This is a genomic window from Bradyrhizobium glycinis, assembly GCF_016031655.1.
GTDB lineage: Bacteria > Pseudomonadota > Alphaproteobacteria > Rhizobiales > Xanthobacteraceae > Bradyrhizobium > Bradyrhizobium glycinis.
This window is the reverse complement of the sequence record NZ_JACCHQ010000013.1, coordinates 13,806-39,317: the sequence shown is the minus strand read 5'-3', so window position 1 is coordinate 39,317 and position 25,512 is coordinate 13,806. Positions and strand designations below refer to the sequence as shown.

The window sequence follows — 25,512 nt, the reverse complement described above, 5'->3', positions numbered from 1 at the left end:
TTGCTGTATTTTCAGGGCCTTTGTTCACGCCAAGCTGATTCCATGACGGGCCAAAACGCGCTACGCAACGGCCATGTCCACGACCTCTATTCCCACTGCCGGAGCGCGGGCAAAGACCCGCTTGAGTTACAACCGCTTCCGGGCCTTCCTGGTTGCCTGCGCGACCCGCCCCGAGGCGCAATTATGGCTGGTGATCCAATTCGCCATCCTGCACGCGGTGCTGTGGACCTTCATCCTGATCAATCTGAAGGCGGCGCAGGACGTTCACATGGACGTCGCAGAAGCCTGGGGCTGGGGACAGAAATTCCTCTGGGGCTATGGCAAGCACCCGCCGTTGTCGGGCTGGGTGGCCGGCCTCTGGTTCAAGGCGTTCCCGGCGGCGGATTGGGCGACCTATGCGCTGGCGATGACGACGGTGAGCGTCGGCATGGTGCTCTGCTGGCTGATCGCCTTGCGCGTGGTGGATGCGCGCCGCGCGTTCCTGGTCGTGGTGATGATCGCGCTCTACCCGATCTTCAACTTCAAGGGTTTCAAGTACAACCCGGACCTGCTGCAGCTCGTCACGCTGCCGCTCCTGGTGCTCGCCTATCTCAACGCCTTCGCGAAGCGGAGCTGGCAATCCGGAATCCTGCTCGGGCTTGCTGGCGCGCTGGCGCTGATGACGAAATATTGGGTGCTGACGATGATCGGCGCGATTGGGTTGGCCGCGCTGATCCATCCCGACCGCTTGCGTTTCCTCTCGTCGCCGGCCCCATGGGTGGCGATCGCCACGATGGTCGCGGCGATGATCCCGCACCTCGTCTGGCTGGCGGATGCGCATTTCGTGCCGCTGACCTATGCCGGCGACACCTACAGCCTCAAGGACAAGGCCCAGCTGCATCAGCTCGTCGCGGGCTATGTGCTGCATAACTTCGCGTTGCTGGCCTTGCCGGTGGCGCTCGCGGCGCTGGCCATGGCGCTGGTGCCGCCATGGGTCAAATTGCTGCTAAGTGCGCCGTTGCGCATCGTCACGCGCGCCTGGGCGCGCGGCGCCAATGCAGGGGTCAATGTCTCGCAGGCGCTGAATGTCTGGATCGTCCAGGTCATCGTCGCAGTCGGCCCGCCGCTCGGCGCGCTCGCCTTCAGCATCTACATGAAGACGGATTGGGGCATCTCGCTGTTCTTCCTGGTGCCGCTCGCACTGGTTGCGATCCCGACGCTGCGCGTGCAGAGCGCCGCGCTGTTCAACATCGCCGCGATCTGGCTCGTGCTCAGCGCCGCGACGCTCGCCGCTTCGCCATGGATCGCCGCGCGCGAGATGGCGGCCAATGCCGGCAATGCACAGATCTACGGCGCGCGCTCGGAGCTCGCGCGCGAATTGACCCAGGCCTGGCACACCCGCTTCGGCTCGCGCTGGGCCGTCGTTGCCGGCACGATGGAACAGATCCAGCCGCTGGTGTTCTACAGCCCGGATCATCCGGCCGCGCTGCTGCCGTTGGAGGCCTGGGATTCCGGATTGACCTCGCGCGACGACGCCAAGAAATACGGGTTCATCGGCGTGTTCGATCCGACCGACGGCCGCCTGCCCGCGTTCGAGAAATGGGTGTCGGACGTCGCGCCCAACGCCGAGCGCATCGTGATGACCACGCGCCGCTTCACCAACGGCAAGGCCGGCCCGTCGATGAGCTGGAACATCTACTTCGCGCCGCCGGGAAAATAGCCGAGCTGCCGTAGGGTAGGCAAAGGCGCGCAGCGCCGTGCCCACCATCTCTCGGCAATCGCGACAGACTTGGTGGGCACGCTTCGCTTTGCCCACCCTACGGCAGCTTCATTGACGAAGCCCCTAAACCCCTTCCTCGTTGAACTTGCTTTCAACGAGCTCCGTGATTGCCGCGAGCGCGGCTTCGGCGTCGGTCCCTGCCGCCGCCACCGTGATCGTCGTCCCGGGACCCGCGGCGAGCATCATCAGGCCCATGATCGAGGTGCCGCCGACGGTCTCGCCGCCGCGCGTCACCCACACCTGCGCGTCGAAGCGCTCGACCGCCTGGACGAATTTCGCCGAGGCGCGCGCATGCAGGCCGCGCTTGTTGATGATGAGGAGATCCTTGGAGATCGCGCCCGCGGGCACGCCGGTCGCGGCTTGTGGCGCCTCCTCGCTCATTTGCCGGCGAGCACGCGGCTGGCGATGGTGACGTATTTGCGGCCGGCTTCCTGCGCCATCGCGATCGCGTCGGGCAGCGATCGCTCCTCGCGCACCTTGGCGAGCTTAACCAGCATGGGCAGGTTAATGCCCGCGAGCACTTCGACCTTGGGTCGGCTCATGCAGGATATCGCGAGGTTCGACGGCGTGCCGCCGAACATGTCGGTGAGGATCGCAACGCCGTCGCCGGAATCGACGCGGTTGACCGCCTCGATGATGTCGCTTCGGCAGAGATCGGAATCATCCTCGGCGCCGATCGTGATCGCTTCGATTTGCTTTTGTGGACCCATGACATGCTCAAGCGCCGCCTTGAATTCGTCGGCAAGGCGCCCGTGGGTCACAAGTACTAGACCAATCATCGGAAAACTCCTCGCGGGCGCTTTTGGTGCACCGCACGAACGCGCCACTTTGACCATCCAGAGCCCCCGCGCAAGAGGGGATGTTGCGTATCTCCCTGAATCTAGACGGATGGATGAGGGGAGCTGCGCCGGTCTATTCGGTCGCGATAGTGGGGTTCATATGGTTACCATTTCCCTTCAAACAATCGCCTGACGGGTTAACGGAAGATGAACTCTTGGTAGTGGTCAAGGCCGCAACAACCAGAGGAAGGGGCGAATAGTCGCGGGCAACAGGAATTCGCGGTATTTCGACACCAAAAATGCTGGTTTTCAGGGCTTCGGCCGGCGGCAGGCGCTCCGCGTCCGAGGCGGCCAGATCGACCACGAGACCGACGGTCGCATGCTCCACGAAGTCGCAGCGGCGGATTCCGAGGCCCCGGATCTCGATCAGGCCCGCCAGACGAGGCGCGGGTCGGACCTCAATTTCATCGCCGAGTGTCGCCAGATGGACACGGTCGTCACCGACAAGAACGGCCCTTTCCACAACGCCCGAGCGCCCCGCCATGATCAGATCGAAGGCAAGTCGCGACTTGCCGGCCCCTGAGGGCCCGCGGATCAGCACGGCGAAAGGCCCGACCTTGACGGCAGAGGCGTGAACGCTGGGCTCACCTTCGTTCATAGCGCCGGCAGCCTCGCCACGAAGCGCGCGCCGGCAATTGTCGGAGTGCCGTCGGCGTCCGGCGGGCCTGGACGGTTCTCCGCCCAGATCCGTCCGCCATGGGCGTCGACGATCTGCTTCGAGATCGACAGGCCGAGGCCGGAGTTCTGGCCAAAGCCCTGATGCGGGCGGTCGGTGTAGAAGCGCTCGAAGATGCGCTCCAGCGCGTCCTCGCGAATGCCGGGCCCGTCGTCGTCGACCACGATCTCGATCTCGCCGCGCACGCGCCGACAGGTGAGGCGCACCTTGCTGCCGGGTTCGGAGAAGGATTGCGCGTTGGAGAGCAGGTTGGAGACGACCTGTCCGAGCCGCGAATCGTGGCCACTCACGGCGAATGTGTCGGTCGGGCTGCGGCCTTCGAACCGCGTTTCGACCGCGACGTCGTGGCCGAGTTTGGTTTCGTTGGCGACGGAGGCCAGCGTCGTCAGCAGCCGGCGCAAATCGACCGGGATCGCATCCTGGCGCTGCAGCTCGGCATCGAGCCGGCTGGCGTCGGAGATGTCGGAGATCAGCCGGTCGAGCCGCTTGACGTCGTGCTCGATCACCTCGAGCAGTCGCGCGCGGCTGTTCTCGTTGCGCGCCAGCGGCAGCGTCTCGACCGCCGAGCGCAGCGAGGTCAGCGGGTTCTTCAACTCATGGGCAACGTCGGCGGCGAACATCTCGATCGCCTCGATGCGGCTGTAGAGCGCGCTGGTCATATCGCGCAGCGCGCCGGAGAGGTGGCCGATCTCGTCGCGGCGGCGGGTGAAATCGGGGATCTCGATCCGGGCCTTGATGCGGCGGCGGACGCGTTCGGCGCTGTCGGCGAGCCGGCGCACGGGACCTGCGATCGTGCTCGCCAGCAGCAGCGACAGCATGATCATGACGGCGGCGGCGACGCCGCCGACCTTCAGGATGGCGAGGCGCTCGGCGGTGACCATCTGGTCGATGTCGTCGCCTTGCGTCGACAGCATCAAGGCGCCGTGGATCGCGCGCGAACGCAGCACGGGGACTGCGACCGAGACGATCACCTCGCCGCGTGCATTGACCCGCACCATCGAGCGTTTCTGGCCCTGGAGGGCGTCGCCCACTTCGGCATAGCCGTTGCCGTTCTCGGGCCCGAGCTCGCGATAGAGCGGCAGGTCGCCGCGGTTCAGCCAGGTGCGCACCGCGACCTTGCCGCGCTCGATGATGCCGGGTTTGTCGGCCGGCGGCGGCAGCGGAAAGCGCAGCACGTTTTCGAGGTTGCGGCTGTCGAGCAGCAGGCTGCCGTTCGGATCGTAGATGCGGGCGCGCGTCTTGGTCGGCGAGATCAAGGTGCGCAGCACCGGCGCGACGCGCTCCGGATTGATCGGGAAGTCCAGCGGCGAATACTCATCCGAGCCGCCATAGGTCTCGCCCGGCTTGAGGTCGAGCAGCCGGTCGGGATCGATGGTGATGGCGTTGGTCTGCACCGTGGCAGAGGCCGCGATCGCGCCGGCGATGATCTCGGCCTGGACCAGGAGGCTCTGGGCGCGCGCGTCGATCAGGCCGGCACGGAATTGCGACAGGTACAGGATGCTCGCCACCAGCGCGACGAGGCCGGCGAGGTTGAGCGAGACGATGCGGCGGGTCAGGCTCGAGAAGGACAGCGCGAAGAAGAACTGCCCGGCGCGTTTCAGCCAGTTCAGCGGCCGGAAGCCCTGCGGCTTGTCCTCGGCAACGTGCTCCCGAACGCCGTCGGATGCGATATCCCCGGCGCTCTGGTTAGGGTCAGGCTGCGTTCGGTCAAGCAATGCTTACGCCCGCGTTAGGACGGCCCGTGCGAAGGTCCCCGCATCCTAGAGCGATCCTCGTCCCGATGGAACGAGAACCGGAGATGCTCTCGATCGCCGTGGAGGGGGCGCCTCAGGCTTCCTTGAAACGGTAGCCGACGCCGTAGAGCGTCTCGATCATCTCGAACTCGTTGTCGACCACCTTGAACTTCTTGCGCAGCCGCTTGATGTGGCTGTCGATGGTGCGGTCGTCGACATAGACCTGGTCGTCATAGGCGGCGTCCATCAGCGCGTTGCGGCTCTTCACCACGCCGGGCCGGGTCGCGAGCGCCTGCAGGATCAGGAATTCGGTCACGGTGAGCGTTACCGGCTCGTTCTTCCAGGTGCAGGTATGGCGCTCGGGGTCCATGCGCAGCAGGCCGCGGTCGAGCGCCTTGGCGTCGTTCTCCTTCGGCGCGACGGTCGGGTCCTTCGGCGCCGAGCGCCGCAGCACCGCCTTGACGCGCTCGACCAGCAGACGCTGCGAGAACGGTTTGCGGATGAAGTCGTCTGCGCCCATCTTGAGGCCGAACAGCTCGTCGATCTCCTCGTCCTTGGAGGTGAGGAAGATCACCGGCAGGTCGGACTTCTGCCTGAGACGGCGCAACGTCTCCATGCCGTCCATGCGCGGCATCTTGATGTCGAGGATGGCGAGATCGGGCTGGGTGGTGCGGAAACCGTCGAGTGCGGAGGCACCGTCGGTGTAGGTCATGATACGGTAGCCTTCGGCTTCCAGCGCGATCGAGACGGATGTGAGAATGTTGCGGTCGTCGTCGACCAAAGCGATTGTGGGCATGAGCCTCTCTGCTTTCTGCTTTCCGTTTGGGTCGTGGCTTGAAACGGCGAGCAATCAGTGATGCGCCGCATACATGGGTGCCGACGTGGCGTTCGAACCTTGTCACCGAGCAATGCAAGCTGGGCTGAAGTGTGACCAAGTTCCACGAAACACGGCAGATTCGCCGCATCTCGACCCATAACCGGGCCCCCGTTTACCCGAAAAAAGGCCCTCCTTGCAACCACCTGAGCCGAGAAAGCCGATGCAACCGACCCCCGATTTCGACCCCGCAAAGCTCGCCAAATCATTGCTGAGGCGGTCCCGGCAGGGGGCTCTGGCGACGCTGATGGCCGGCAGCGGCGATCCCTATTGTTCCCTGGTCAATCTGGCCAGCCATCCCGACGGCTCGCCGATCCTGTTGATCTCGCGCCTCGCCGTGCACACCAAGAACATCCTCGCGGACTCCAGGGTCTCGCTAATGCTGGACGAGCGGGCGGCGGGCGATCCGCTGGAAGGCGCTCGGATCATGCTGTCCGGCCGTGCCGAGGAGGCCGATTCCGCCAGGGATCTAATCCAGCGGCGGTATCTTAGTGCCCATCCCTCAGCAGAAGGCTTTGTTTCGTTTAAGGATTTCTCCTTCTTCCTGATCCGGCCCACGGGAACCCATCTGGTCGCCGGCTTCGGCCGGATCGTCGACCTCAAGCCCGAGCAATTCCTGATCGACCTCACCGGCGCCGAGGATCTGCTGGCGGCGGAGGCGAGCGCCGTCGAGCACATGAACGCCGACCATCGCGACGCCCTCAATCTCTATGCAACGAAGCTGCTCGACGCCGCCGAGGGCGACTGGCGCTGCACCGGCTGTGATCCCGAAGGCCTCGACATGCAGGACGGCCAGGCCACGCTGCGGCTGGACTTCCCGGAGCGGGTGACGGATGGCACGGCGCTTCGCAAGATGCTGGTCCGCCTCGCTGGCGAAGCGCGCAGGAAGATGGACCAGGGCGCAACCACTTGAACGCCGCTACCGATCGCCGCGACCCATGACTGTGCTGATTTTCGGGGTCGCCGCGAGAGGGGTCATGACGCGTCATCGTTTGGCATGGACGGCGGGTCTGGCGCTTGCCATCGCCACCTTGCTGGCCACCCCGGCCCTCGCGCAGAAGGGCGATCTCGCCGCGCAGGGGGCGCGGATCAACGCGCTCAACCAGGCCGGCAAATATGCGGAAGCGCTGCCCCTGGCGCAGGCCATGGTCGCGAGCCTGGAGAAGGGCAATGACGGGCGCGAGCTTTCGGCCGCGCTCAACAATCTCGGCCAGGTCTATGCCGGGCAGGGCCGCGACGATCTGGCCGAGCCGGTCTACAAGCGCGCGATCGCGCTGATGGAAAAGTCGCTCGGCCTCGACACCGCCTTGATCTCGCCCGAGCTGACCAACCTGGCCGCGCTGTACCAGCGGCAGGGCCGCTTCGCTGAAGCCGAGCCGCTGTTCAAGCGCGCGCTTGCCGTCAGCGAAAAGAGCCTGTCGCGCGAGCATCCCGATGTCGGCCGGGCCCTCAACAATCTCGCCACGCTCTATGTGAAGCAGGAGCGCTTTGCCGATGCCGAGTCGCTGTTCCGCCGTGCGCTCGCGATCTATCAGAAAGCTGCCGGTCCCGAGCATCCCGCGGTCGCCACGGTCCTGAACAACATCGGACAGGTCGAGCGCGACCTCGATCGCGACGCCGATGCCGAAGCGCCGATCAAGCGCTCGCTCGCGATCCGTGAAAAGGTGCTGGGGCCTGAACACCCCGACGTCGCGCGCTCGCTCAACAATCTCGCCGGGCTCTATCAGCACCAGCAGCGTTATGTCGATGCCGAGCCGCTCTATCGCCGCGCGCTGGCGATCCGCGAGTGTGCGCTCGGGCCCGATCATCCTGATGTCGCGATCTCGACGAGCAATCTCGCCGATTTCCTGCAGGCGGCGGGACGGACGGCGGACGCCCTGCCGTTCGCGCAGAAGACGCTCGCGGCCAATCGTGCGCAACTGCGCGTCGTGCTGCCAATCCTGTTCGCGGCGCGGCAGCAATCGCTGCTGGCGAACGAAAAGGCGCTCGACGATGCGCTCGGTGCGATCCAGCGCGGGACGCAATCCTCTGCCGCTTCCGCCGTGAACAAGCTCGCGGTGCGGCTCGCCGCCGGCAGCGACCGGCTCGCCGAGCTCGTGCGCAAGGATCAGGATCTCGCCGCCGAGTCCGAAGCGCTCGACAAGGCGATCATCGCTGCGGTGTCGAAGCCATCGGCCCAGCGCGACGTCGCGACCGAGCAGCGCAGCCGTGCGCGGATCGCTGCGATCGCGAGCGCGCGCAATGGATTGCAGAAGACACTCGCCGTCGAGTTTCCCGACTATTCCTCGCTCTCCAACCCGCTGCCGCTGACCGTGAAGGACATCCAGCCGCTGCTGGCGTCCGACGAGGCGATGGTGATCTATTCCGTCGTCGACAGGCGGAGCTATGTCGTCGCGATCACGCGCGAGAGCGTCGACTGGAAGGAGATTCCGCTCGGAGCGGACGCGGTTGCACAGAAGGTCACGGCTTTCCGCAGGGGGCTCGATGTCGGCAAGGCGCGCGATGCATCCGGCAAATCGGGATTGTTCGACCTTGGCCTTGCCAACGAGCTCTATGTCGCGCTGCTCGGCCCGGTCGAGGCGCTGACCAAGGACAAGCGCAACCTGCTGGTCGTGCCGTCGGCGGCATTGACTGCATTGCCGTTTCATCTGCTGGTCACGGAGAAGCCGCAGGCTGCGATCCCGGATAAGCTCGAAGGCTATCGCGGCGCGGCCTGGCTGCTGCGGCGTCAGGCCGTTTCGGTGCTGCCGTCGGTGATCAGCCTTAAATCGCTGCGCGCTTTTGCCCGCAGGGATCAAAGCGTCAAGCCGATGACCGGTTTCGGCGATCCCGTGTTCAACCCTGCAGCCGAAGGGCCTGCCGACCGGCGCGCCACTAGCGGCAAGGTCGCCGCACGCAGCATTGCGACGACCGCCTATGCCGACTTCTGGCGCGGCGCAGGCGTGGATCGTGCGCGGCTGGCGCATGCACTGCCGCAGCTGCCCGATACCGCCGATGAATTGAACGCGGTGGCGAGGGACGTCGGCGCTGCCGAGGCCGACATCCATCTTGGCCGCGACGCCAGCGAAACGACGCTCAAGCGGGCAGCGCTTGCTCAATACGGCATCATCTACTTTGCCACCCACGGCCTCGTTGCCGGCGACGTCAAGGGATTGGGGGAGCCTTCGCTTGCGCTCTCCATCCCCGACCAGGCGACGGAGCTCGACGATGGTCTTCTCACCGCGAGCGAAGTGGCCCAGCTCAAGCTCAATGCCGATTGGGTTGTGCTGTCCGCCTGCAACACCATCGCGGGCGACAAGCCCGGTGCAGAGGCGTTGTCGGGATTGGCGCGCTCGTTCTTCTATGCAGGTGCCCGCGCGCTCCTGGTGTCGCATTGGGCCGTGGATTCGGAGGCTGCGACCCGCTTGACCACATCGACGTTCGAGCTGCTCAAGAACGAACCGAAGCTCGGTCGTGCCGAAGCCTTGCGCCGCGCGATGTTAACCTATCTCGACGACGCCTCGTTGCCGCGCAACGCTTATCCCGCGATGTGGGGACCGTTCGCGCTGATCGGCGAGGGCGAGGTAAAATAGGGCGTTGGCGCAGCGATTGTGCGTCGCAATAACCGGACATAACGCGCAAACGTGCATTTGGTTGCGCGATCATCGGCACTTTCTCGATGCGTCCTTTCAGAGCTGACATGCGCGACGTTTGGCGCGGTCCTTGAATAAACCAAATCCTGCGGGATCAGCTTGGCAACGCCAGCGTTCACCAGTATTAGGTCGTTCAGCCGAGGCCGAACGGCCCATATTGACGGTGAGCGCGACGGCGCCAAACTTGGCCGCGCTGAGTGTCGCGGGTTCTAGGAGGATTTTTTCGTGCAAGAGACGGGCGTGCGCAACGGTGCCTTCGGCGCCGACAAATTCGGCTTAAAGAATCTCAAGCAGGTTCACTGGAACCTGGGTGCGCCGCAGCTCTATCAATATTCACTCGCAGGGGGTGAGGCGGTGCTCTCCGCCGACGGCGCGCTTTGTGCCGATACGGGCGAGTTCACCGGGCGTAGTCCGAAGGACAAGTTCACGGTGCGCGACGCCACCACCGACAAGAAGATGTGGTGGGCCGGCAACCAGTCGATCACCGCAGAGCAGTTCGAGGCGCTCTATCAGGACTTCCTCAAGCACGCCGAAGGCAAGCGCCTGTTCGCGCAGGACCTCTATGGCGGCGCCGACCCGGCCTACCGGATCAAGACGCGCGTCTTCACCGAGCTTGCCTGGCACTCGCTCTTCATCCGCACGCTGCTGATCCGCCCCGAGGCGATCGAGCTGTCGACCTTCGTGCCGGAGCTCACCATCATCGACATGCCGAGCTTCCGCGCCGACCCTAAACGCCATGGCTGCCGCTCGGAGAACGTCGTCGCGATCGATTTCGCCCGCAAGATCGTCCTGATCGGCGGGTCTTATTATGCCGGCGAGATGAAGAAGTCGGTCTTCACCACCCTGAACTATTATCTGCCCGAGCGCGGCGTGATGCCGATGCACTGCTCGGCGAATGTCGGCGCCAAGGGCGACACCGCGATCTTCTTCGGCCTGTCGGGCACCGGCAAGACGACGCTGTCGGCCGATCCCAACCGCACCCTGATCGGCGACGACGAGCACGGCTGGGGCCCGAACGGCGTCTTCAATTTCGAAGGCGGCTGCTACGCCAAGTGCATCAAGCTCTCGAAGGAAGCCGAGCCCGAGATCTATGCCGCCTCGACCCGCTTCGGCGCGGTGCTCGAGAACTGCGTACTCGATGAGGACACCCGCGTCGTCGATTTCGACGACGGCTCCAAGACCGAGAACACGCGTTCGGCCTATCCGCTCGACTTCATCCCCAACGCTTCGCGCACCGGCCGCGCGCCGCAGCCGAAGAACGTGGTGATGCTGGCGGCCGACGCCTTCGGCGTGCTGCCGCCGATCGCCAAGCTCTCGCCGGCGCAGGCGATGTATCACTTCCTCTCCGGCTACACCGCCAAGGTTGCCGGCACCGAGCGCGGCCTCGGCAACGAGCCGCAGCCGGAATTCTCGACCTGCTTCGGCTCGCCCTTCCTCCCGCTCGACCCCAGCGTCTACGGCAACATGCTGCGCGACCTCATCGCCCAGCACAATGTCGATTGCTGGCTGGTCAACACCGGGTGGACGGGCGGCAAGTATGGTGTCGGCTCGCGCATGCCGATCAAGGTGACGCGCGCGCTGCTCACCGCCGCGCTCGACGGCTCGCTTCGCAACGTCGAATTCCGCACCGACAAGTATTTCGGCTTCGCGGTCCCGACCGCGCTGCCGGGCGTGCCGTCCGAGATCCTCAACCCGGTCAATACCTGGAAGGACAAGGACGAGTTCGACAAGACCGCCCGCGCGCTGGTCGGCATGTTCCAGAAGAACTTCGCCAAGTTCGAAGCCCAGGTCGACGCCGAGGTGCGCGCCGCCGCGCCGGACGTGAAGCTCGCGGCGGAGTAAACGCTCTGTCTTCAATGCAAAAGGGCGGCCGAGAGGCCGCCTTTTTTCTTTCCTTCTCCCCTTGCGGGAGAAGGTGGCGCCGAAGGCGCCGGATGAGGGGTTCTCTCCACCCGCAAGACTATTCGTGAGGATCGAGACCCCTCACCCGTCTCGCCGCTCCGCGGCGAGCCACCCTCTCCCACAAGGGGAGAGGGTAAGAAAGCTCACGCCTTGAAATACGCGATCTGCGTCGTGGTCGCGAGCAGCCGGCCGTTCGGCGACCACAGCTCGCCGTGCTGGTCGGCGTAGCTCTTGTGCATGATCTTCGAATCCGCCGTCGCGAGCACGCGCGTGATGTCTTCAGCCGCGAGCTCCTCGGCGTCGGTATGGAAATAGGTCGTCAGCGACACCGTGCCAAACGGCACCAGCTCGCGGCGGGCGTGGAAGATGCGGCCGAAGAAGGCGTCCGACATCGACATCAGCGAGAGCAGGTCGAGCTTGCGCGGCGTGCGGTCGCTGATCCAGATCTTCGAGTAAGTGCTGGCGGGCTCGGTCTGCGGCGGGCCGATCCGCATCTCGCCCTCGACGAAGCGGAATTCGTACTGGTTAGCCCAGGATGCCGAGATCTTCGGGAACGGCAGCGTCTCCTCGAACGGCGTTGCATCCGGATATTGCGCCACCCTGTGCTCCCAGGACGGGCGCCGCTCGGCGAACACCGCAGTGGCGAGCGTTGCGACCTCGCCGCCGCCCTGGCTGAGCTCGACGCTCCAATGCTGGCTGGATCGGTTAGCCTTCACGAGGCGCACGTCGAGATCGAACGGACCCTTGGCGATCGGCGCGCAGAAATTGACGGTGAGCGCGAGCGGATCGCCGGCGGCTTGCGGATGCTCGATCAGCGCGCGCAAAATGGTCGCGGCGGTGGCGCCGCCGAACGGGCCGACAAAGGCCCAGTAATCGTCGCTGGTGTGTCCCTGCCAGCTGCTGTCACCGGCAGTGACGCGCGTGGCTTCGTCGAAGGGGTGCAGAAGCTTGGCGTGCATTTGTGTTCCCGTCTGTCATCCCGGGGCGATGCGCAGCATCGAACCCGGAATCTCGAGATTCCGGGTTCGGCTCTGCGAGCCGCCCCGGAATGACGGTCGTCCTATCACAGCCATCGCTGGCATGTGCAATTACGTATCGGGTAATGCCGCTTCCATCTCGCGGAAAATCAGCCCGCGGCGTCGCGCAGGTTCGGCAGCAGCGGCGTGGTGGGATTGACCGGCACGTTCCAGATCTCCTCGGCATATTCGCGGATGGTGCGGTCCGAGGAGAACCAGGCCATCCGCGCCACGTTGAGGATCGAGGCGCGCGTCCAGGCCGGCGTCACCTGCCAGCGCGCGTCGACAGCGCGCTGCGCCTCGTAGTAGGAATCGAAATCGGCGCTGACCATGTAATGGTCGAGATAGCGCAGCGCGTGCGCGATGGATTCGAAGCGGCCGGGATCGCCGGGCGAGAACTCGCCGGCGCCGATCGCGTCGATGGCGCGTTGCAGCTTCGGCGACTTGCGGATCACGTCGGAAGCATCCAGCCCCTGCTTGCGCCGGATCATCACGTCGCCGGCCTCCATGCCGAAGATCGCGATGTTCTCCGCGCCGACATGGTCGCGGATCTCGATATTGGCGCCGTCGAGCGTGCCGATGGTGATGGCCCCGTTCAGCGCCAGCTTCATGTTGCCGGTGCCGGAGGCTTCCATGCCCGCGGTCGAGATCTGCTCTGACAGATCGGCGGCGGGAATGATCACCTCGGCGAGGCTGACATTGTAGTCGGGCAGGAACACCACCTTGAGCTTGCCGCCGATCGCGGGATCGTTGTTGACGATGTCGGCGACGTCGTTGATCAGCTTGATGATCAGCTTGGCATAGCGATAGCTCGCCGCCGCCTTGCCGGCGAAGATCTTCACCCGCGGCACCCAATTGCCGTTGGGCTCGTCCTTGATGGCCTGGTACAGCGCGACCGTCTCGATGATGTTGAGCAGCTGGCGCTTGTACTCGTGGATGCGCTTGATCTGCACGTCGAACAATGCGCTCGGATCAACCCTGATGCCGAGCCGTTCGCCGATCAGGCGGGCGAGCTGCGCCTTGTTGTGGTGCTTGACGCTGCGGAATTTCTTTTGGAACTCGACGTCGCTGGCGCGCGCCTCGATCAGCGAGAGCTGGGACGGATCGTCAAGCACGGCCTCGCCGCAGGTCTCGCGCAACAAATCGGTCAGCTTCGGGTTCGCCAGCATCAGCCAGCGTCGGAAGGTGATGCCGTTGGTCTTGTTGGTGATGCGACCGGGATAGAGATGGTTGAGGTCGTGGAACACGGTCTCGCGCATCAGGTCCGAATGCATCGCCGAGACCCCGTTGATGCGGTGCGAGCCGACGAAGGCGAGCTGGCCCATGCGCACGCGGCGGCCGCTCTTCTCGTCGATCAGCGAGACCGAGGCGCGGAAGTCGATATCGCCGGGGCAGCGCGCTTCGGCGAGCGCCAGATGCTGCACGTTGATGCGGTAGATGATCTCCAGATGCCGGGGTAACAGCCGCTCGAACAGCTCGACCGGCCACGTCTCCAGCGCCTCCGGCAGCAGCGTGTGGTTGGTGTAGGAGAGGGTGGCGACCGTGATCTTCCAGGCCTCGTCCCAGCGGAAATTGTGGAGGTCGACGAGGATGCGCATCAGCTCGGTGACGGCAAGGCTCGGATGGGTGTCGTTGAGCTGCACCGCGACCTTGTTCGCCAGGCTGCGCAGCTGGCCGTCGGACGACAGATGCCGCTTGACCAGATCCTGGAGCGAAGCGGAGACGAAGAAATATTCCTGGCGCAGCCGCAGCTCGCGGCCCGCCGGGCTTTCATCGTTCGGATAGAGGAATTTGCAGATCGCCTCCGCGCGCGCCTGCTCGGCGCTGGCGCTGACATAATCGCCTTTGTTGAAGGCATCGAGCTTGAGCGGATCGGGCGAGCGCGCCGACCACAGCCGCAGCGCGTTGACGTGCTGGCCGCGCCAACCGACGATCGGCGTGTCATAGGCGATCGCCTGCACGGTCTCGCCCGGGTGCCAGATCGCGCGGTCGCGGCCCTTGTCATCGACATGCTCGACGCCGCCGCCGAAATAGACGTCGTAGATCACCTCGGGCCGCTGCAATTCCCAGGGATTGCCGAAGCTCAGCCATTCGTCCGGATATTCCTGCTGCCAGCCCTGATTGATGATCTGGCGGAACAGGCCGTAATCGTAGCGGATGCCGTAGCCGATCGCGGGGATCGACAGCGTCGCCATGCTCTCCATGAAGCAGGCGGCAAGCCGGCCGAGGCCGCCATTGCCGAGCGCCGCATCCGGCTCGCATTTGCGCAGCTCCGGCAGCGAGACGCCGAGATCGCCGAGCGCGACCTCGAAGATCTTGAGCAGGCCCATGTTGTTGAGCGCGTCGGTGAAGAGCCGGCCGATCAGGAATTCGAGCGAGAGATAGTAAACCCGCTTGCGGCCCGCGTCGTAGCTGTGCTTCTCGGCCGTGAGCCAGCGATGCACGATGCGGTCGCGCAGCGCGAGCGCCGCGGCCTGATACCAATCGTGCCTGGTCGCCATGCCAGTGTCCTTGCCGATGGCAAGGCGCAGCTTTGCCAGGATTGCGCCCTTGATCTCGGCCAGCGCGAGTTCGTCGATGGGCTGCCCGGGGGCGGGAAAACTGGGCTGGAACGATGAATCCTGCAAAGCCGTCACTTCCTAGGTCGAAGAGCTCTCACCAATCTACGCGTCCTGCCCTTGCACCGGAACCGTCGCCCGTGTGGCCGTGCACTGCGCTGGCGCAAATTTATGCAAGGAATGGGCCGAGTTGGGAACCCGGAGGAGCACGGAGAAGCCCGGATTCGGTGCTAGATTACGAAAGATTCAGCCATCAGTGTGGAGGAGAGGACCCGTGAGACTGCTGATCGAAATCGCCACTGCGGCCCTGCTCGTCATCTGCATCAGCGCCACCAGCGCAGCGTTTGCCGCCGGCAAAACCGGTCGCAGCGCCGACGGGCTCAGTTGTGGCTTTACGGTGCCGCAGAATGCGTCGCCCGCAGCCCGCTGCGCTGCGATCAAGCGCCAATGCGGCGGCAAGTTCTATGCAAGCGCGTGCGGTGGCAAATTGATGTCCGCAGCAAATTGAGAGCCGTCGGGGGCCGGCGAGCTCAAGCCGCCTTGCTTTGCACCGCATCGCAAAACTCTGCGAGACGGTCCGCAAGCCGGAGCGTCGCCGGGCTCGCATCCGGCGAAGCCATTAGTGCCACCTCGGTCCTGTTGATCGGCGCAAAGCCGTCCTTCGCCGTCAACACGCGGTGGTCGGACTGGATCGCCATCTCCGACAGGATGCTGAGGCCCATGCCGGCCGCGACCGCTGCCTGGATGCCGGCGAGGCTCGATGAGGTGTAGGCGGTGTGCCAGGCGCGGCCCGCGCTTTCCAGCGCGTGGATAGCGCCGGCGCGATAGATGCAGCCGAGCGGAAAGCCGATCAGCGGCACCGACGGCACGTTGACGTTGACCGGATGGCTCTTGCTGGTGACCCAGTGCACCCGCTCCGGCCACACGGCGATCGCGTCCTTCGCGCCGGCTTCGCGCTTGTACAGCGCAAGATCAAGCTCGCCGCGTCCGAGATCGCGGGCGAGATGCTTGCTCTGGTCGGCGCGCACGTCCAGCCGCAATCCCGGATGCGAGCGCGAGAATGCGCCCAGCAGTTTTGCCAACCGATAGGCCGCAAAGTCCTCGGGGATGCCGAGCCGGATCGCGCCTTCGCTATCAGGCTGGCGCAACACGTCGCGCGCCTCCTCGGCCAGCGAGAGCAACCGCCGCGCATAGGACAGCAGCCGCTCGCCGGCCTCGGTTGGACGCACCTCCTTGCCGTCGCGGTGCAGCAGCACCTGACCGACATCCTCCTCCAGCCGCTTGATCTGCTGGCTCACGGTCGATTGCGTGCGGTGGACGCGTTCGCCAGCGCGGGTGAAGCCGCCGGCCTCGACCACAGAGACGAAGCTGCGCAGGAGCTCGAGATCGAGCATGGCCGTCTCCATTCGAAAATCAACTTGTATCGAGTTAATCATTTAATTTCCAAATGACAAGCGGCACACCTAGATCGAAGGCCAGAAGAAAGAACATCCGAGAATGCCCTCATGTCGCTCGCCAGCTCGCTTCCAGCCCCCCGCAGCCGCTTCAACACGTTGCCGCTTGCGATCGGCCTGTTCTGCCTGCTCTGGAGCTACGCCTTCGTCGCCGGCAAGATCGGCGTCACCCATTGCCCGCCGCTGATCCTGCTCGCGGCGCGCTTCTCGCTCGCGGGCATCCTGATCCTGGGTGCCACGTTGATCCGCGGCGAAGCCTGGTCCTTGTCGTGGCGCGATGCCGCGATCTTCGCGGTGCTCGGCATCGCCAACAACGCGCTTTATCTCGGGCTCGGCTATACCGGCCTGCAATCCGTCTCCGCCGGTCTCGGCGGCCTGATCGTCTCCGCCAATCCCGTGTTCACGGCGGCGCTCGCCGCGCTTCTGCTCGGCGAAGGCATGACCTGGCGCAAGGCGAGCGGCCTCCTGCTCGGCATCATCGGCGTGACCGCGATCGTCTGGCACCGCCTGTCGGTCGGCACCGATTCCCTGCACGGCATCGTCTTCACGCTGGCCTCGCTCGCTTCCATCGTGGCAGGCACCATCCTGTTCAAGCTGCTGGCGCCGAAGGGATCGCTGTGGATCGGCAATGGCGTGCAGAACCTCGCTGCCGGCATCGCGCTCGCGCCGGTCGCGCTCATTTTCGTCGATGTCGACGCGATCGACTATACGCCGAGCCTGATCGGCGCCTTTGCTTTCCTCGTGCTCGGCGGCTCGATCCTCGCCTATTGGCTCTGGTTTCATCTCTTGAAGACGTGTGGCGCCACCGCCGCCAGTGCCTATCATTTCCTGATGCCGCCGCTTGGCATGCTGTTCGCGTTCCTCGTGCTCGGCGAGCACATCGAGGCGCGCGACCTGCTCGGCATCATTCCGGTCGCGCTCGGCATCTATCTGGTGACGCGGCCGGCGAAGCCTGCCTCATAACAGGAGTACATCATGTCCGTTTCCATCACACTGATCGGCGGCCCCACCGCGCTGATGGAGATCGATGGCTTCCGCCTGCTCACCGATCCGACCTTCGATGCGCCCGGTACCTATCAACTCCCGCATGTGAAGCTGGAGAAGACGATCGGGCCTGCCATGAGGCCTGATGCGATCGGCCCGGTCGATGCAGTGCTGCTCAGCCACGACCAGCACTCCGACAATCTGGATAATTCCGGCCGCGACTATCTATTCAAGGTCAAGCGCGTGCTGACGACCGAGGCGGGCGCAAAGCGCCTTGGCGGACATGTCGAGGGCCTTGCGCCCTGGGCCAGTGCCCGTCTTGACGATGGCAAGGGCAACATCCTCACGATCACCGCGACGCCAGCGCGCCACGGACCGGCCGGTATCGAGCCGCTGTCGGGCGATGTCATCGGCTTCGTGGTGTCGTCGAGCCGCAAGGATACGCGTCCGGTCTATATCAGCGGCGACACCACCTGGTTTGACGGCGTCGCCGAGGTCGCGCGCCGCTTCAAGTGCGGCGTGGTGCTGCCCTTCGCGGGCGCGGCGCAAACGCGCGGGCCGTTCCATCTCACCATGGACACCAACGACACCATCGAGACCGCGCGCGCCTTTCCCGATGCCATGATCGTGCCGCTGCATACCGAAGGCTGGGCACATTTCCGCCAGAACAGCGAGGATTTGCGCAAGACCTTCGACGCGCTCGGCTTCGGCCCGCGGCTGCGCCTGCTGGAGCCAGGCGTGCGGACGGTGATCGAGGCGGCGTAGCCCTGCCGTCATTCCGGGGCGACGCAAAGCGTCGAGCCCGGAATCCATCGGGCCACCAACTCTGCGGAGAGATGGATTCCGGCTCGCGCTACGCGCGCCCCGGAATGACAGCCGCTAGTCCTTCCTGAACACGATCGAGGCCATCCACCCCGTCATCAGCGCCATCGCCACCGTGGCGAGGCCGTAGATCAGGCCGTTCTGCCGGGCGGTGGTCGCGACGAACTGCTCGAAGCCGACCTTGACGATCTCGAACGCGGTCTCGGTCTTGCCGATGAACGCACCGTTGGCGAACAGCTTGATCTCGATCTCATAGGTACCGATCGGCACCTCCGCGGGCAGCGGAATGCCGGTGCGGAACAGCGTCGGGGTCAGGAACGTCACCGCGCTTCCGTCTTCGCGATAAAGCCCACGCTGGGTGCGCAAGCGAATGAAGGCCGAGCGGAACGCATCGTTCGGCACCACGTCGGCAAAGTCGCCGCTGACCCGCTGGGTCAGCAGCACGTTGTTGAGCCCGATCTGCTGCCGCCGCGCGATCTCGGGCGAGGTGATGGCGTCGAACGGGCGGTTGGCGAACAGCGCGAGATAGCTCGGCACCTGCAGGAACTGCCGGTAGTCGGTGTTGATCCAGATGCCGAAGGTACGCTCCTTCCGCCGCGTCACCATGTCGGCGCGCGGACCCATCACGGTGACGACGAGATCGTAGGGCGTGCGGTCCGCGGGCGTCGTCGTGTCCTTCTCGACCGAGCCGAACAGCACCAGCTCCTCGCCGGAATAGTTCGGCGTCACCGTGACGCGGTGGTTCGAGACCGACACGATCAGCCGCTCGGCCCGCGCAGCATCGCCGAGCAGCAGGACGAGGAGGATGGCGAGAAGTGTGCGCCTCATCCGCTCACTCCGAGCTCACGGATGGTGAAGAGATCCGAGGGCTGGATCACCAGCTCGATCGCGAAGCGGATTCCGACCGAGAGGATGAGCAAGCCCAGCAGCAGCCGCAGCTGCTCGCCGCGGATCTTCTGGCCGGCACGAGCGCCGAACTGCGCGCCGGTGACGCCGCCGACCATCAGGATCAGCGCCAGCACGGCATCGACCAGGTGATTGGTCGCCGCGTGCAGCATGGTCGCGAACAGCATGGTGACGAGGGTGAGGACCATCGAGGTCCCGATCACCGTCGAGGTCGGTACCCTCAAGAGATAGATCATGATCGGCACCAGGATGAAGCCGCCGCCGATTCCCATGATGGCGCCGAGGAAGCCGATCATGATGCCGACGATCACCACAGGGATGACAGAGAGATAGATCTTCGAGCGCTTGAACCGCATCTTCAGCGGCAGGCCGTGGATCCAGTTGTGGGTGCGGCGCGGCGGCAGCGCCCCGCGCCGGGTCCGCATCAAGGCGCGTAATCCTTCCGAGAACATCAGGCTGCCGACCGTGGTGAGCAGCACGACGTAGGAGAGCGCGATCATCAGGTCAAGCTGGCCGAGCGCGCGCAGCTGAGTGAAGGTCCAGACGCCGAGCGTCGTGCCGGTCACGCCGCCGCATAACAAGACGCTCGCCAGCGCCGGATCGATCGCGCGTCGCCGCCAATAGGAGAGGGCGCCGGAAAAGGAGGACGCCGCGATGTGGCTCGCCACGGAAGCCACCGCGACCGCCGGCGTGATGCCGATGAAGATCAAAAGCGGCGTCATCAGAAAGCCGCCGCCGATTCCGAACATGCCCGAGACGAAGCCGACCGCCGCGCCCATGGCGAGCACCAGGAACACGTTGACGGGAAGATCGGCGATGGGGAGGTAAAGCTGCATTGAACCTGCGCACCGGCGAGACGGGTCGACGAACGCGGAATGCTCGCGGAAAGGACGGAACGATTGCCGCGTCCCTCAATAGCGGAATTCGCTGGCGGGCGGGACCGGGAATTGCGAGCGTGGTGAATGGGTGTGACGCGCGCGTGATGCGATCGTCCCCGCTCACCTGCCACAGCGGGGAGAGGCGAAAAATCAGAACGGACTGACCGAGAAATACCGTAGCCAGAGATCGGTGTAGCGGCCTTTTTCCCAGATCCGGAACATCGCCCAGTTCAGGGCCTGGCGCAGCACGTCGTTGCCCTTGCGCACGGCGATGCCGATGCCCTCGCCGAAGAAACGGCTCTCGACGAACGGACCGCCGGAGAAGGCGCAGCAATCGGCCGAATCCGTACCGTTGATCCAGAACGCCAGCGAGATGGCGTCGCCAAAGATGAAGTCGACCTCACCCCTGCGCAGAGCTGCGCGCACCGCATCGTCACTGGGATAGGCGTGCAGCTCGGCGTCGGTGAACATCGCCTTGAGATATGCCTCGTGCGCGGAGCCGGCGATGACGCCGACCTTCTTGCCCTCGAGATATTCGGGGCGGATCTCCGGCATCACCGCATCCTTGCGCGAGACGAAGCGCGCCGGCACGCGGTAATAGGGATCGGTGAAGTCGACGCGGGCGCGCAGCTGCGGGCTCACTGCCATGGAGGCGATGATGGCATCGCCCCGATTGGAGGTGAGCGCATCCACCAGCGTCTCGAAACGCCGCATCTGCACGGTGCAGGTGACCTTGATCTCCTCGCAAAGCGCGCGGGCAAAGTCGACGTTGAAGCCGGCCGGATTGCCGTCGGCGCCGGTGAAGTTGAACGGCGGATAATCGGTCTCGGTCAGGAAGCGGATCACGGTCAGGCGCGACAGGTCCGGCCGCTCCGGCCGCCGGCGCGGGTCCCAGAACCCGGGCACGGCCTGCGGGGCAGCCTGGGGCGCGGCCTGAGGGGTGGTCTGTGACGCTGCCGGAGGCCGCTTGGCGGGGCCTTGCGCGTTCGCCTCGGTGAGGCCGCCGAGCAGGCAAAGGCCGGCAGCCAGCCCTGCCAGCAAGCCACGGACAGATCTGAACGATTTCGCCTGTTGCGATGGAGCCATCGGCCGAAGGAATGAATTTCGTCGGGATCGGAGGGCCTTATAGACCATCCGCCCGGGAACGCGAGCGCCGATTGCGGGCAGAGTGAAACTCAGAGATAGCGCTTCAAATCAACCGCCGCCTCTTCCGGCGTCCGCTTCAGGTTGAACGGCGAGACGAACCTGCCGTCGCGGTCCATCAGGTAGACCAGCGCGGTGTGGTCCATCGTGTAATCACCGTCCTTGGTCGGGACCTTCTTGGCATAGACCCGGTAGGAGGTGATGACCTTGGCGGTCTCGGCGGGGTCGCCGGACAGGCCCTGGAGGTGCGGATCGAAGCTCGATAGGTAATCCTTCATCGTCGCCGGCGTGTCGCGCTCGGGATCGACCGAGATGAAGACGGCATTGACCTTGTCGGCGTCCTTGCCCATCGCGCGCAGCACTTCCGAGATCTCGAACAGCGAGGTCGGGCAGACGTCGGGGCAATGGGTGTAGCCGAAGAAGATCAGGGTCGGCTTGCCCTTCAGGCTCTTGTCGGTGACGGCCTTGCCGTTCTGGTCGGTCAGCTGGAACGGACCGCCGATCGCGGCCGGCTGTGCCACCTTGCCGACGCCGCCCATGGCCCAGAACATGATCAGGAGCCCGACAACGAGGCTTGCGGCGAAAGCGGTCGCGATCACCAGCGGACGGGTGGCGGAGCTCATGGGCGGACAACTTCCTGTCGCAGGTCAGAAGCAGGCGGCAAAGCCGGTCCTGATCATTTCGAAGAACACCTGGCTGCCGTAGTGGAACCAGAGCGCCAGCGCGCCAATCACGGCGAGGCCGCCGATTGTCGCGCCAGCCCACAGCAGCACGGATGGCATCCGCCCGGCAGTGGGCGAATTGTCCGATAGCTGGTGGGTTGGGTGCAGCGGTTGAGCCATGACAACGATCGGGACGAAGGCCCCGGTTCCCTGGCTTTCAGATAGGCTTTGCACCGGCCGCGGGCAAGGCGCCGCCAGCAGGCAAGACGCCGCGGCGCCAAAGGACGCCGTCAGGCTGCGATGTCAGTGGAGGAGCTGGCCTCGAGCGGATTCGAGCGGCTCCGCTTGCGGCAGCGACCGGCGCGACGGCCTGCTCGTCGAGGCCTGCGCATCCAGATAGCAGGGCTTGTACATGGCCTGGAGTTGCTTGCCCTTGAGGAAAAGCATCCGCGGGGTGAGACCGCCCCGCTGGCCGATCCAGCGCCTCACCTGCGAGGGATACATCGCATAGAGCATCTGGGTCGCTTCGGGATTGGTGATGGCGCGGCCGTTGGCACCGAAATCCCAAGCGGCGTGGAAGCCGAGCGTCGCGTGCGAGGTCACGCAGATCCGGTCGTGCGGGATGGCGCCGAGAACGATGGTGCAGGCCGAGGCACAGAGGCCGTCGATGATGACCGTCTCGCCCGATTGCCTGAGGTCCTGGTATCTGTCGACGTAGGTTCCAATCCGGCCGCCGCGGTCATCCGCGATCCGAACCACCGCGTGAGAAGCCCCCATGCCCGCGATCAAGAGAACCGCCGCAAGCAACCCCGTCAGAAACTTCATTGTCCCCCGCCCCAGTCGAATTCGAATCTGCGTGTCAGGTGGTGATGCACGGCTAGCGTCGGTCGTAACCAAGGTTTTGTCCAGGCAGGCCTGCTGGCTCAAAACAAATTCAAATCCAGTGTTGCGTCCGCGCTGCACCCGGCTGGTCTCTATCCCAAAGTGGAACAAGTTAACGAGGTCTTACGCGCCATACCCTTGATCTCAGTTGCAACCGCTGGCTTCAATCCGGGCAAATACAGGGGGAACTCATGGAGGGGGAAACGCATGGCTGAAGAAACGGACGTCATCGTCGTCGGCGCGGGACTGTCGGGTCTCGTTGCCGCCACCGAGATAGCCGATGTGGGCAAGCGCGTGATGGTTGTCGACCAGGAAGGCGAGCAGTCGCTGGGGGGCCAGGCGTTCTGGTCGTTCGGCGGATTGTTCCTGGTCGATTCGCCGGAGCAGCGCCGGCTCGGCATCAAGGATTCCTACGAGCTCGCCATGCAGGACTGGCTCGGCACTGCTGGCTTCGACCGCGACGAGGACTTCTGGCCGCGCCAATGGGCCGAAGCCTACGTGGCCTTCGCGGCCGGCGAGAAGCGCGGCTGGCTGCGCGCGATGGGCCATCGCTTCTTTCCCGTGGTCGGCTGGGCCGAGCGCGGCGGCTATGATGCGATGGGCCACGGCAATTCGGTGCCGCGCTTCCACGTTACCTGGGGTACCGGCCCGGGCATCGTCGAGCCGTTCGAGCGCCGCGCGCGCGAGGCGATGAAGACCGGCCGATTGACCTTCAGATTCCGCCATCGCGTCGACGCGCTCTCTGTCACCAACGGCACAGTAGATGGCGTCAGCGGCGTCGTTCTTGCGCCTGATGATGCAGCGCGCGGCAAGAGCTCCTCGCGCAGCGTGGTCGGCGACTTCGCACTGAAGGCGCAGGCCGTGATCGTCGCTTCAGGCGGCATCGGCGGCAACCACGAGCTGGTGCGGCAGAACTGGCCGAAGCGGCTTGGCGAACCCCCGAGGTTCATGATCTCCGGCGTGCCCGAGCATGTCGACGGGCGCATGATCGGCATCACGGAAAAAACCGGCGCACGGCTGATCAACCGCGACCGCATGTGGCACTACGTCGAGGGCATCCAGAACTGGAACCCGATTTGGCCGCGCCACGGTATCCGCGTCCTGCCAGGTCCTTCCTCGATGTGGTTCGATGCCACAGGCACGCGGCTGCCGGCACCACTGTTCCCCGGCTCGGACACGCTCGGTCAGCTCAAATACATTATGTCCACCGGCTATGATTATTCCTGGTTCATCCTGACCCAGAGCATCATCAAGAAAGAGTTTGCGCTATCGGGCTCGGAGCAGAACCCGGACCTGACCGGCAAGAGCTGGCGCATGACGCTTCGCCGCGCCACCAACAAGGGGGCGCCGGCGCCGGTGGAGGCGTTCAAGAGCCATGGTGTCGACTTCATTGTCCGCGACAAGCTCGATGAGCTCGTTGCGGCCATGAACAAGCTCGCCGGCAGCGATCTCCTCAAGCTCGAGCACATCAGGATGCAGATCGAGGCGCGCGACCGCGAGATCGCCAATCCTTACGTCAAGGATGCGCAGGTCATGAACATCCACAATGCGCGCCGCTATATCGGCGACAAGTTGATCCGCACCGCTTCCCCGCACCGCATCCTCGATCCCGCACATGGGCCGCTGATCGCCGTGAAGCTCAACATCCTCACCCGCAAGACGCTGGGCGGCTTCGAGACCGATCTCGACTCCCGGGTGTTCGGGGAGGAGGGCAGCATCATCCCGGGCCTCTACGCCGTCGGCGAGGCCGCTGGCTTCGGTGGCGGCGGCGTGCATGGCTATCGCTCGCTGGAAGGCACCTTTCTTGGCGGCTGCCTGTTCTCGGGCCGCAATGCCGGCCGTGCCGCCGCCAAGGCGGCGGGCTAGACCATGCGGCGGCGGATGCGCATCGGGGCGCTGATCGCTGCTTTGACGGCAGCTTCGGCCGCGTGCGCCGATACGATCGATGTCAACGGGGTGAAGCGCTCCTACACCGCGCAACTGCCGGGCAAGCGGCCCGCACCGCTCGTCGTCGTGCTGCATGGCAAGACCCAGCGCGGCGCTGACATGGTGACGCGGACGGCCTGGCCGCAGGTCGCCAAGCGCGAGGGCCTCGCTGTGGTGTTTCCGGACGGCCTCAACAATGCATGGGCGGACGCGCGCACCAAGGCGGGGCCCTCCTTGCGCGGACCACCGGCGGGCACCGATGACGTCGCCTTCATCGCAAGGCTGGTCGAGAAGCTGGTGGCCGACGGCACGGCCGATCCGAAGCGCGTCTACGTCGTCGGCGTCTCCAATGGCGGTGCCATGGCGATGACCATGGCCTGCGCGCGTGCCGATCTGTTTGCGGCGGCTGCGAGTGTGATCATGAATCTCAGCGATGAGGCCGCCGTCACCTGCCATCCGTCGCGGCCGCTGCCAATGCTGCTCATGAACGGGACCGCCGATCCGCTGGTCCCTTATGAGGGCGGGCGCGGATCGAGCTATTTTGCCGCAGAGGGATTCTGGTCGACGGACGAAACGCTGGCGTTCTGGCGCAGGCTCAATGGCTGCGAGGCCGATGACGCCGGGATCACCGACATGCCCGACGCGGCGCCGGCGGACCAGTCCACGGTGACACGCATCAGCTCGCGCTGTCCGGCTGGGCACGACGTCGTGCTCTATCGCATCAACCATGGTGGCCACCGCATGCCAGGCTTCGCTCCGGATGCCCGCTTTCCGAAGGTCGCGAGGAGCCTGCTCGGATCGCAAAACGGCGACATCGACGGCGCCGAAACGATCTGGACGTTCTTCAGCCGGTTTCCGTGAACGGC

Annotated in this window: 23 protein-coding genes; 9 read left to right on the top strand and 14 right to left on the bottom strand. The window is 65.2% G+C overall.

Features of this window, described 5'->3' with window-relative positions; translation table 11 throughout:
- Positions 1-73 precede the first annotated feature (73 nt).
- The gene (locus HZZ16_RS19485) at positions 74-1,699 is read left to right on the top strand and encodes a glycosyltransferase family 39 protein (RefSeq protein WP_197950682.1); all 1,626 of its coding nucleotides are present in this window, start codon (positions 74-76) and stop codon (positions 1,697-1,699) included.
- 123 nt (positions 1,700-1,822) lie between these two features.
- Here HZZ16_RS19485 and HZZ16_RS19480 read toward each other — a convergent pair whose 3' ends face one another.
- The 5 genes from HZZ16_RS19480 to HZZ16_RS19460 form a co-directional block, all read right to left on the bottom strand.
- Positions 1,823-2,140, bottom strand: coding sequence for an HPr family phosphocarrier protein (locus HZZ16_RS19480; protein ID WP_036014186.1), 318 nt, complete (start codon positions 2,138-2,140; stop codon positions 1,823-1,825).
- A complete protein-coding gene (locus tag HZZ16_RS19475; RefSeq protein WP_024339151.1) occupies positions 2,137-2,538 on the bottom strand; it encodes a PTS sugar transporter subunit IIA in 402 nt (133 codons plus the stop codon). The genes HZZ16_RS19480 and HZZ16_RS19475 overlap by 4 nt, the downstream gene beginning before the upstream one ends.
- 133 nt (positions 2,539-2,671) lie before the next feature.
- A complete protein-coding gene (locus tag HZZ16_RS19470) occupies positions 2,672-3,196 on the bottom strand; it encodes an HPr kinase/phosphorylase (RefSeq protein ID WP_197950680.1) in 525 nt (174 codons plus the stop codon).
- Positions 3,193-4,989 carry a sensor histidine kinase gene (locus HZZ16_RS19465; RefSeq protein WP_197950678.1) on the bottom strand — a complete coding sequence of 599 codons (1,797 nt, stop codon included), beginning with the start codon at positions 4,987-4,989 and terminating at the stop codon, positions 3,193-3,195. The genes HZZ16_RS19470 and HZZ16_RS19465 overlap by 4 nt, the downstream gene beginning before the upstream one ends.
- Before the next feature lie 112 nt (positions 4,990-5,101).
- Positions 5,102-5,803 carry a response regulator transcription factor gene (locus tag HZZ16_RS19460; RefSeq protein ID WP_008542552.1) on the bottom strand — a complete coding sequence of 234 codons (702 nt, stop codon included), beginning with the start codon at positions 5,801-5,803 and terminating at the stop codon, positions 5,102-5,104.
- Positions 5,804-6,044: 241 nt separating this feature from the next.
- Here HZZ16_RS19460 and HZZ16_RS19455 point away from each other — a divergent pair, with 241 nt between their 5' ends.
- From HZZ16_RS19455 to HZZ16_RS19445, 3 genes are all read left to right on the top strand, one after another.
- Positions 6,045-6,794 carry a HugZ family pyridoxamine 5'-phosphate oxidase gene (locus HZZ16_RS19455; protein ID WP_197950676.1) on the top strand — a complete coding sequence of 250 codons (750 nt, stop codon included), beginning with the start codon at positions 6,045-6,047 and terminating at the stop codon, positions 6,792-6,794.
- Between the two features lie 64 nt (positions 6,795-6,858).
- The gene (locus HZZ16_RS19450) at positions 6,859-9,453 is read left to right on the top strand and encodes a CHAT domain-containing tetratricopeptide repeat protein (protein WP_197950673.1); all 2,595 of its coding nucleotides are present in this window, start codon (positions 6,859-6,861) and stop codon (positions 9,451-9,453) included.
- 285 nt (positions 9,454-9,738) lie between these two features.
- A complete protein-coding gene (locus tag HZZ16_RS19445; RefSeq protein ID WP_197950671.1) occupies positions 9,739-11,355 on the top strand; it encodes a phosphoenolpyruvate carboxykinase in 1,617 nt (538 codons plus the stop codon).
- Between the two features lie 203 nt (positions 11,356-11,558).
- Here the strand turns inward: HZZ16_RS19445 and HZZ16_RS19440 are convergent, their stop codons facing one another.
- Positions 11,559-12,374, bottom strand: coding sequence for an acyl-CoA thioesterase (locus HZZ16_RS19440; RefSeq protein WP_197950669.1), 816 nt, complete (start codon positions 12,372-12,374; stop codon positions 11,559-11,561).
- A gap of 167 nt (positions 12,375-12,541) precedes the next feature.
- Positions 12,542-15,058 (bottom strand): glycogen/starch/alpha-glucan phosphorylase, encoded by a 2,517-nt coding sequence (locus HZZ16_RS19435; protein ID WP_197950667.1) that lies wholly within the window; start codon positions 15,056-15,058, stop codon positions 12,542-12,544.
- A 205-nt stretch (positions 15,059-15,263) separates the two neighbouring features.
- Here HZZ16_RS19435 and HZZ16_RS19430 point away from each other — a divergent pair, with 205 nt between their 5' ends.
- A complete protein-coding gene (locus HZZ16_RS19430) occupies positions 15,264-15,497 on the top strand; it encodes a hypothetical protein (RefSeq protein ID WP_197950664.1) in 234 nt (77 codons plus the stop codon).
- Between the two features lie 22 nt (positions 15,498-15,519).
- On the opposite strand, the gene HZZ16_RS19425 is transcribed toward HZZ16_RS19430, so the two are convergent.
- The gene (locus tag HZZ16_RS19425) at positions 15,520-16,383 is read right to left on the bottom strand and encodes a LysR family transcriptional regulator (protein ID WP_197950662.1); all 864 of its coding nucleotides are present in this window, start codon (positions 16,381-16,383) and stop codon (positions 15,520-15,522) included.
- 111 nt (positions 16,384-16,494) lie between these two features.
- Here HZZ16_RS19425 and HZZ16_RS19420 point away from each other — a divergent pair, with 111 nt between their 5' ends.
- Together HZZ16_RS19420 and HZZ16_RS19415 are read left to right on the top strand one after the other, a co-directional pair.
- Positions 16,495-17,406, top strand: a complete 912-nt coding sequence (locus HZZ16_RS19420; RefSeq protein ID WP_197950660.1) for a DMT family transporter — start codon at positions 16,495-16,497, stop codon at positions 17,404-17,406.
- Between the two features lie 12 nt (positions 17,407-17,418).
- Positions 17,419-18,192 carry an MBL fold metallo-hydrolase gene (locus tag HZZ16_RS19415; RefSeq protein WP_197950658.1) on the top strand — a complete coding sequence of 258 codons (774 nt, stop codon included), beginning with the start codon at positions 17,419-17,421 and terminating at the stop codon, positions 18,190-18,192.
- A 114-nt stretch (positions 18,193-18,306) separates the two neighbouring features.
- Here the strand turns inward: HZZ16_RS19415 and HZZ16_RS19410 are convergent, their stop codons facing one another.
- The 6 genes from HZZ16_RS19410 to HZZ16_RS19385 all read right to left on the bottom strand — a co-directional run bounded on the left by HZZ16_RS19410 (position 18,307) and on the right by HZZ16_RS19385 (position 22,663).
- Complete coding sequence (locus HZZ16_RS19410) at positions 18,307-19,077, bottom strand: TIGR02186 family protein (RefSeq protein WP_197950656.1); 771 nt, start codon at positions 19,075-19,077, stop codon at positions 18,307-18,309.
- Positions 19,074-19,991: a sulfite exporter TauE/SafE family protein gene (locus HZZ16_RS19405; RefSeq protein ID WP_197950654.1), complete on the bottom strand. Its 918-nt coding sequence runs from the start codon at positions 19,989-19,991 to the stop codon at positions 19,074-19,076. Before HZZ16_RS19405 ends, HZZ16_RS19410 begins: the two co-directional genes overlap by 4 nt.
- Before the next feature lie 192 nt (positions 19,992-20,183).
- Complete coding sequence (locus HZZ16_RS19400) at positions 20,184-21,119, bottom strand: transporter substrate-binding domain-containing protein (RefSeq protein ID WP_197950652.1); 936 nt, start codon at positions 21,117-21,119, stop codon at positions 20,184-20,186.
- Between the two features lie 89 nt (positions 21,120-21,208).
- A complete protein-coding gene (locus HZZ16_RS19395) occupies positions 21,209-21,799 on the bottom strand; it encodes an SCO family protein (RefSeq protein WP_197950650.1) in 591 nt (196 codons plus the stop codon).
- 24 nt (positions 21,800-21,823) lie between these two features.
- Positions 21,824-22,018 carry a hypothetical protein gene (locus HZZ16_RS19390; RefSeq protein ID WP_197950648.1) on the bottom strand — a complete coding sequence of 65 codons (195 nt, stop codon included), beginning with the start codon at positions 22,016-22,018 and terminating at the stop codon, positions 21,824-21,826.
- A gap of 123 nt (positions 22,019-22,141) precedes the next feature.
- On the bottom strand, positions 22,142-22,663 hold the full coding sequence (locus tag HZZ16_RS19385; protein WP_197950646.1) for a Clp protease/crotonase-like domain-containing protein: 522 nt from the start codon (positions 22,661-22,663) through the stop codon (positions 22,142-22,144).
- A gap of 264 nt (positions 22,664-22,927) precedes the next feature.
- Here HZZ16_RS19385 and HZZ16_RS19380 point away from each other — a divergent pair, with 264 nt between their 5' ends.
- Both HZZ16_RS19380 and HZZ16_RS19375 read left to right on the top strand, forming a co-directional pair.
- Positions 22,928-24,586, top strand: a complete 1,659-nt coding sequence (locus tag HZZ16_RS19380) for an FAD-binding dehydrogenase (RefSeq protein WP_197950644.1) — start codon at positions 22,928-22,930, stop codon at positions 24,584-24,586.
- 3 nt (positions 24,587-24,589) lie between these two features.
- Positions 24,590-25,507, top strand: coding sequence for a CE1 family esterase (locus HZZ16_RS19375; RefSeq protein ID WP_197950642.1), 918 nt, complete (start codon positions 24,590-24,592; stop codon positions 25,505-25,507).
- Positions 25,508-25,512: the final 5 nt, after the last annotated feature.

Bases quoted from the DNA above. Each gene is read 5' to 3' on its own strand.
- HZZ16_RS19485 (WP_197950682.1), top strand. From the start codon at position 74: ATGTCCACGACCTCTATTCCCACTGCCGGAGCGCGGGCAAAGACCCGC.
- HZZ16_RS19480 (WP_036014186.1), bottom strand. From the start codon at position 2,140: ATGAGCGAGGAGGCGCCACAAGCCGCGACCGGCGTGCCCGCGGGCGCG.
- HZZ16_RS19475 (WP_024339151.1), bottom strand. From the start codon at position 2,538: ATGATTGGTCTAGTACTTGTGACCCACGGGCGCCTTGCCGACGAATTC.
- HZZ16_RS19470 (WP_197950680.1), bottom strand. From the start codon at position 3,196: ATGAACGAAGGTGAGCCCAGCGTTCACGCCTCTGCCGTCAAGGTCGGG.
- HZZ16_RS19460 (WP_008542552.1), bottom strand. From the start codon at position 5,803: ATGCCCACAATCGCTTTGGTCGACGACGACCGCAACATTCTCACATCC.
- HZZ16_RS19455 (WP_197950676.1), top strand. From the start codon at position 6,045: ATGCAACCGACCCCCGATTTCGACCCCGCAAAGCTCGCCAAATCATTG.
- HZZ16_RS19450 (WP_197950673.1), top strand. From the start codon at position 6,859: ATGACGCGTCATCGTTTGGCATGGACGGCGGGTCTGGCGCTTGCCATC.
- HZZ16_RS19440 (WP_197950669.1), bottom strand. From the start codon at position 12,374: ATGCACGCCAAGCTTCTGCACCCCTTCGACGAAGCCACGCGCGTCACT.
- HZZ16_RS19425 (WP_197950662.1), bottom strand. From the start codon at position 16,383: ATGCTCGATCTCGAGCTCCTGCGCAGCTTCGTCTCTGTGGTCGAGGCC.
- HZZ16_RS19420 (WP_197950660.1), top strand. From the start codon at position 16,495: ATGTCGCTCGCCAGCTCGCTTCCAGCCCCCCGCAGCCGCTTCAACACG.
- HZZ16_RS19415 (WP_197950658.1), top strand. From the start codon at position 17,419: ATGTCCGTTTCCATCACACTGATCGGCGGCCCCACCGCGCTGATGGAG.
- HZZ16_RS19410 (WP_197950656.1), bottom strand. From the start codon at position 19,077: ATGAGGCGCACACTTCTCGCCATCCTCCTCGTCCTGCTGCTCGGCGAT.
- HZZ16_RS19405 (WP_197950654.1), bottom strand. From the start codon at position 19,991: ATGCAGCTTTACCTCCCCATCGCCGATCTTCCCGTCAACGTGTTCCTG.
- HZZ16_RS19400 (WP_197950652.1), bottom strand. From the start codon at position 21,119: ATGGCTCCATCGCAACAGGCGAAATCGTTCAGATCTGTCCGTGGCTTG.
- HZZ16_RS19395 (WP_197950650.1), bottom strand. From the start codon at position 21,799: ATGAGCTCCGCCACCCGTCCGCTGGTGATCGCGACCGCTTTCGCCGCA.
- HZZ16_RS19390 (WP_197950648.1), bottom strand. From the start codon at position 22,018: ATGGCTCAACCGCTGCACCCAACCCACCAGCTATCGGACAATTCGCCC.
- HZZ16_RS19385 (WP_197950646.1), bottom strand. From the start codon at position 22,663: ATGAAGTTTCTGACGGGGTTGCTTGCGGCGGTTCTCTTGATCGCGGGC.
- HZZ16_RS19380 (WP_197950644.1), top strand. From the start codon at position 22,928: ATGGCTGAAGAAACGGACGTCATCGTCGTCGGCGCGGGACTGTCGGGT.
- HZZ16_RS19375 (WP_197950642.1), top strand. From the start codon at position 24,590: ATGCGGCGGCGGATGCGCATCGGGGCGCTGATCGCTGCTTTGACGGCA.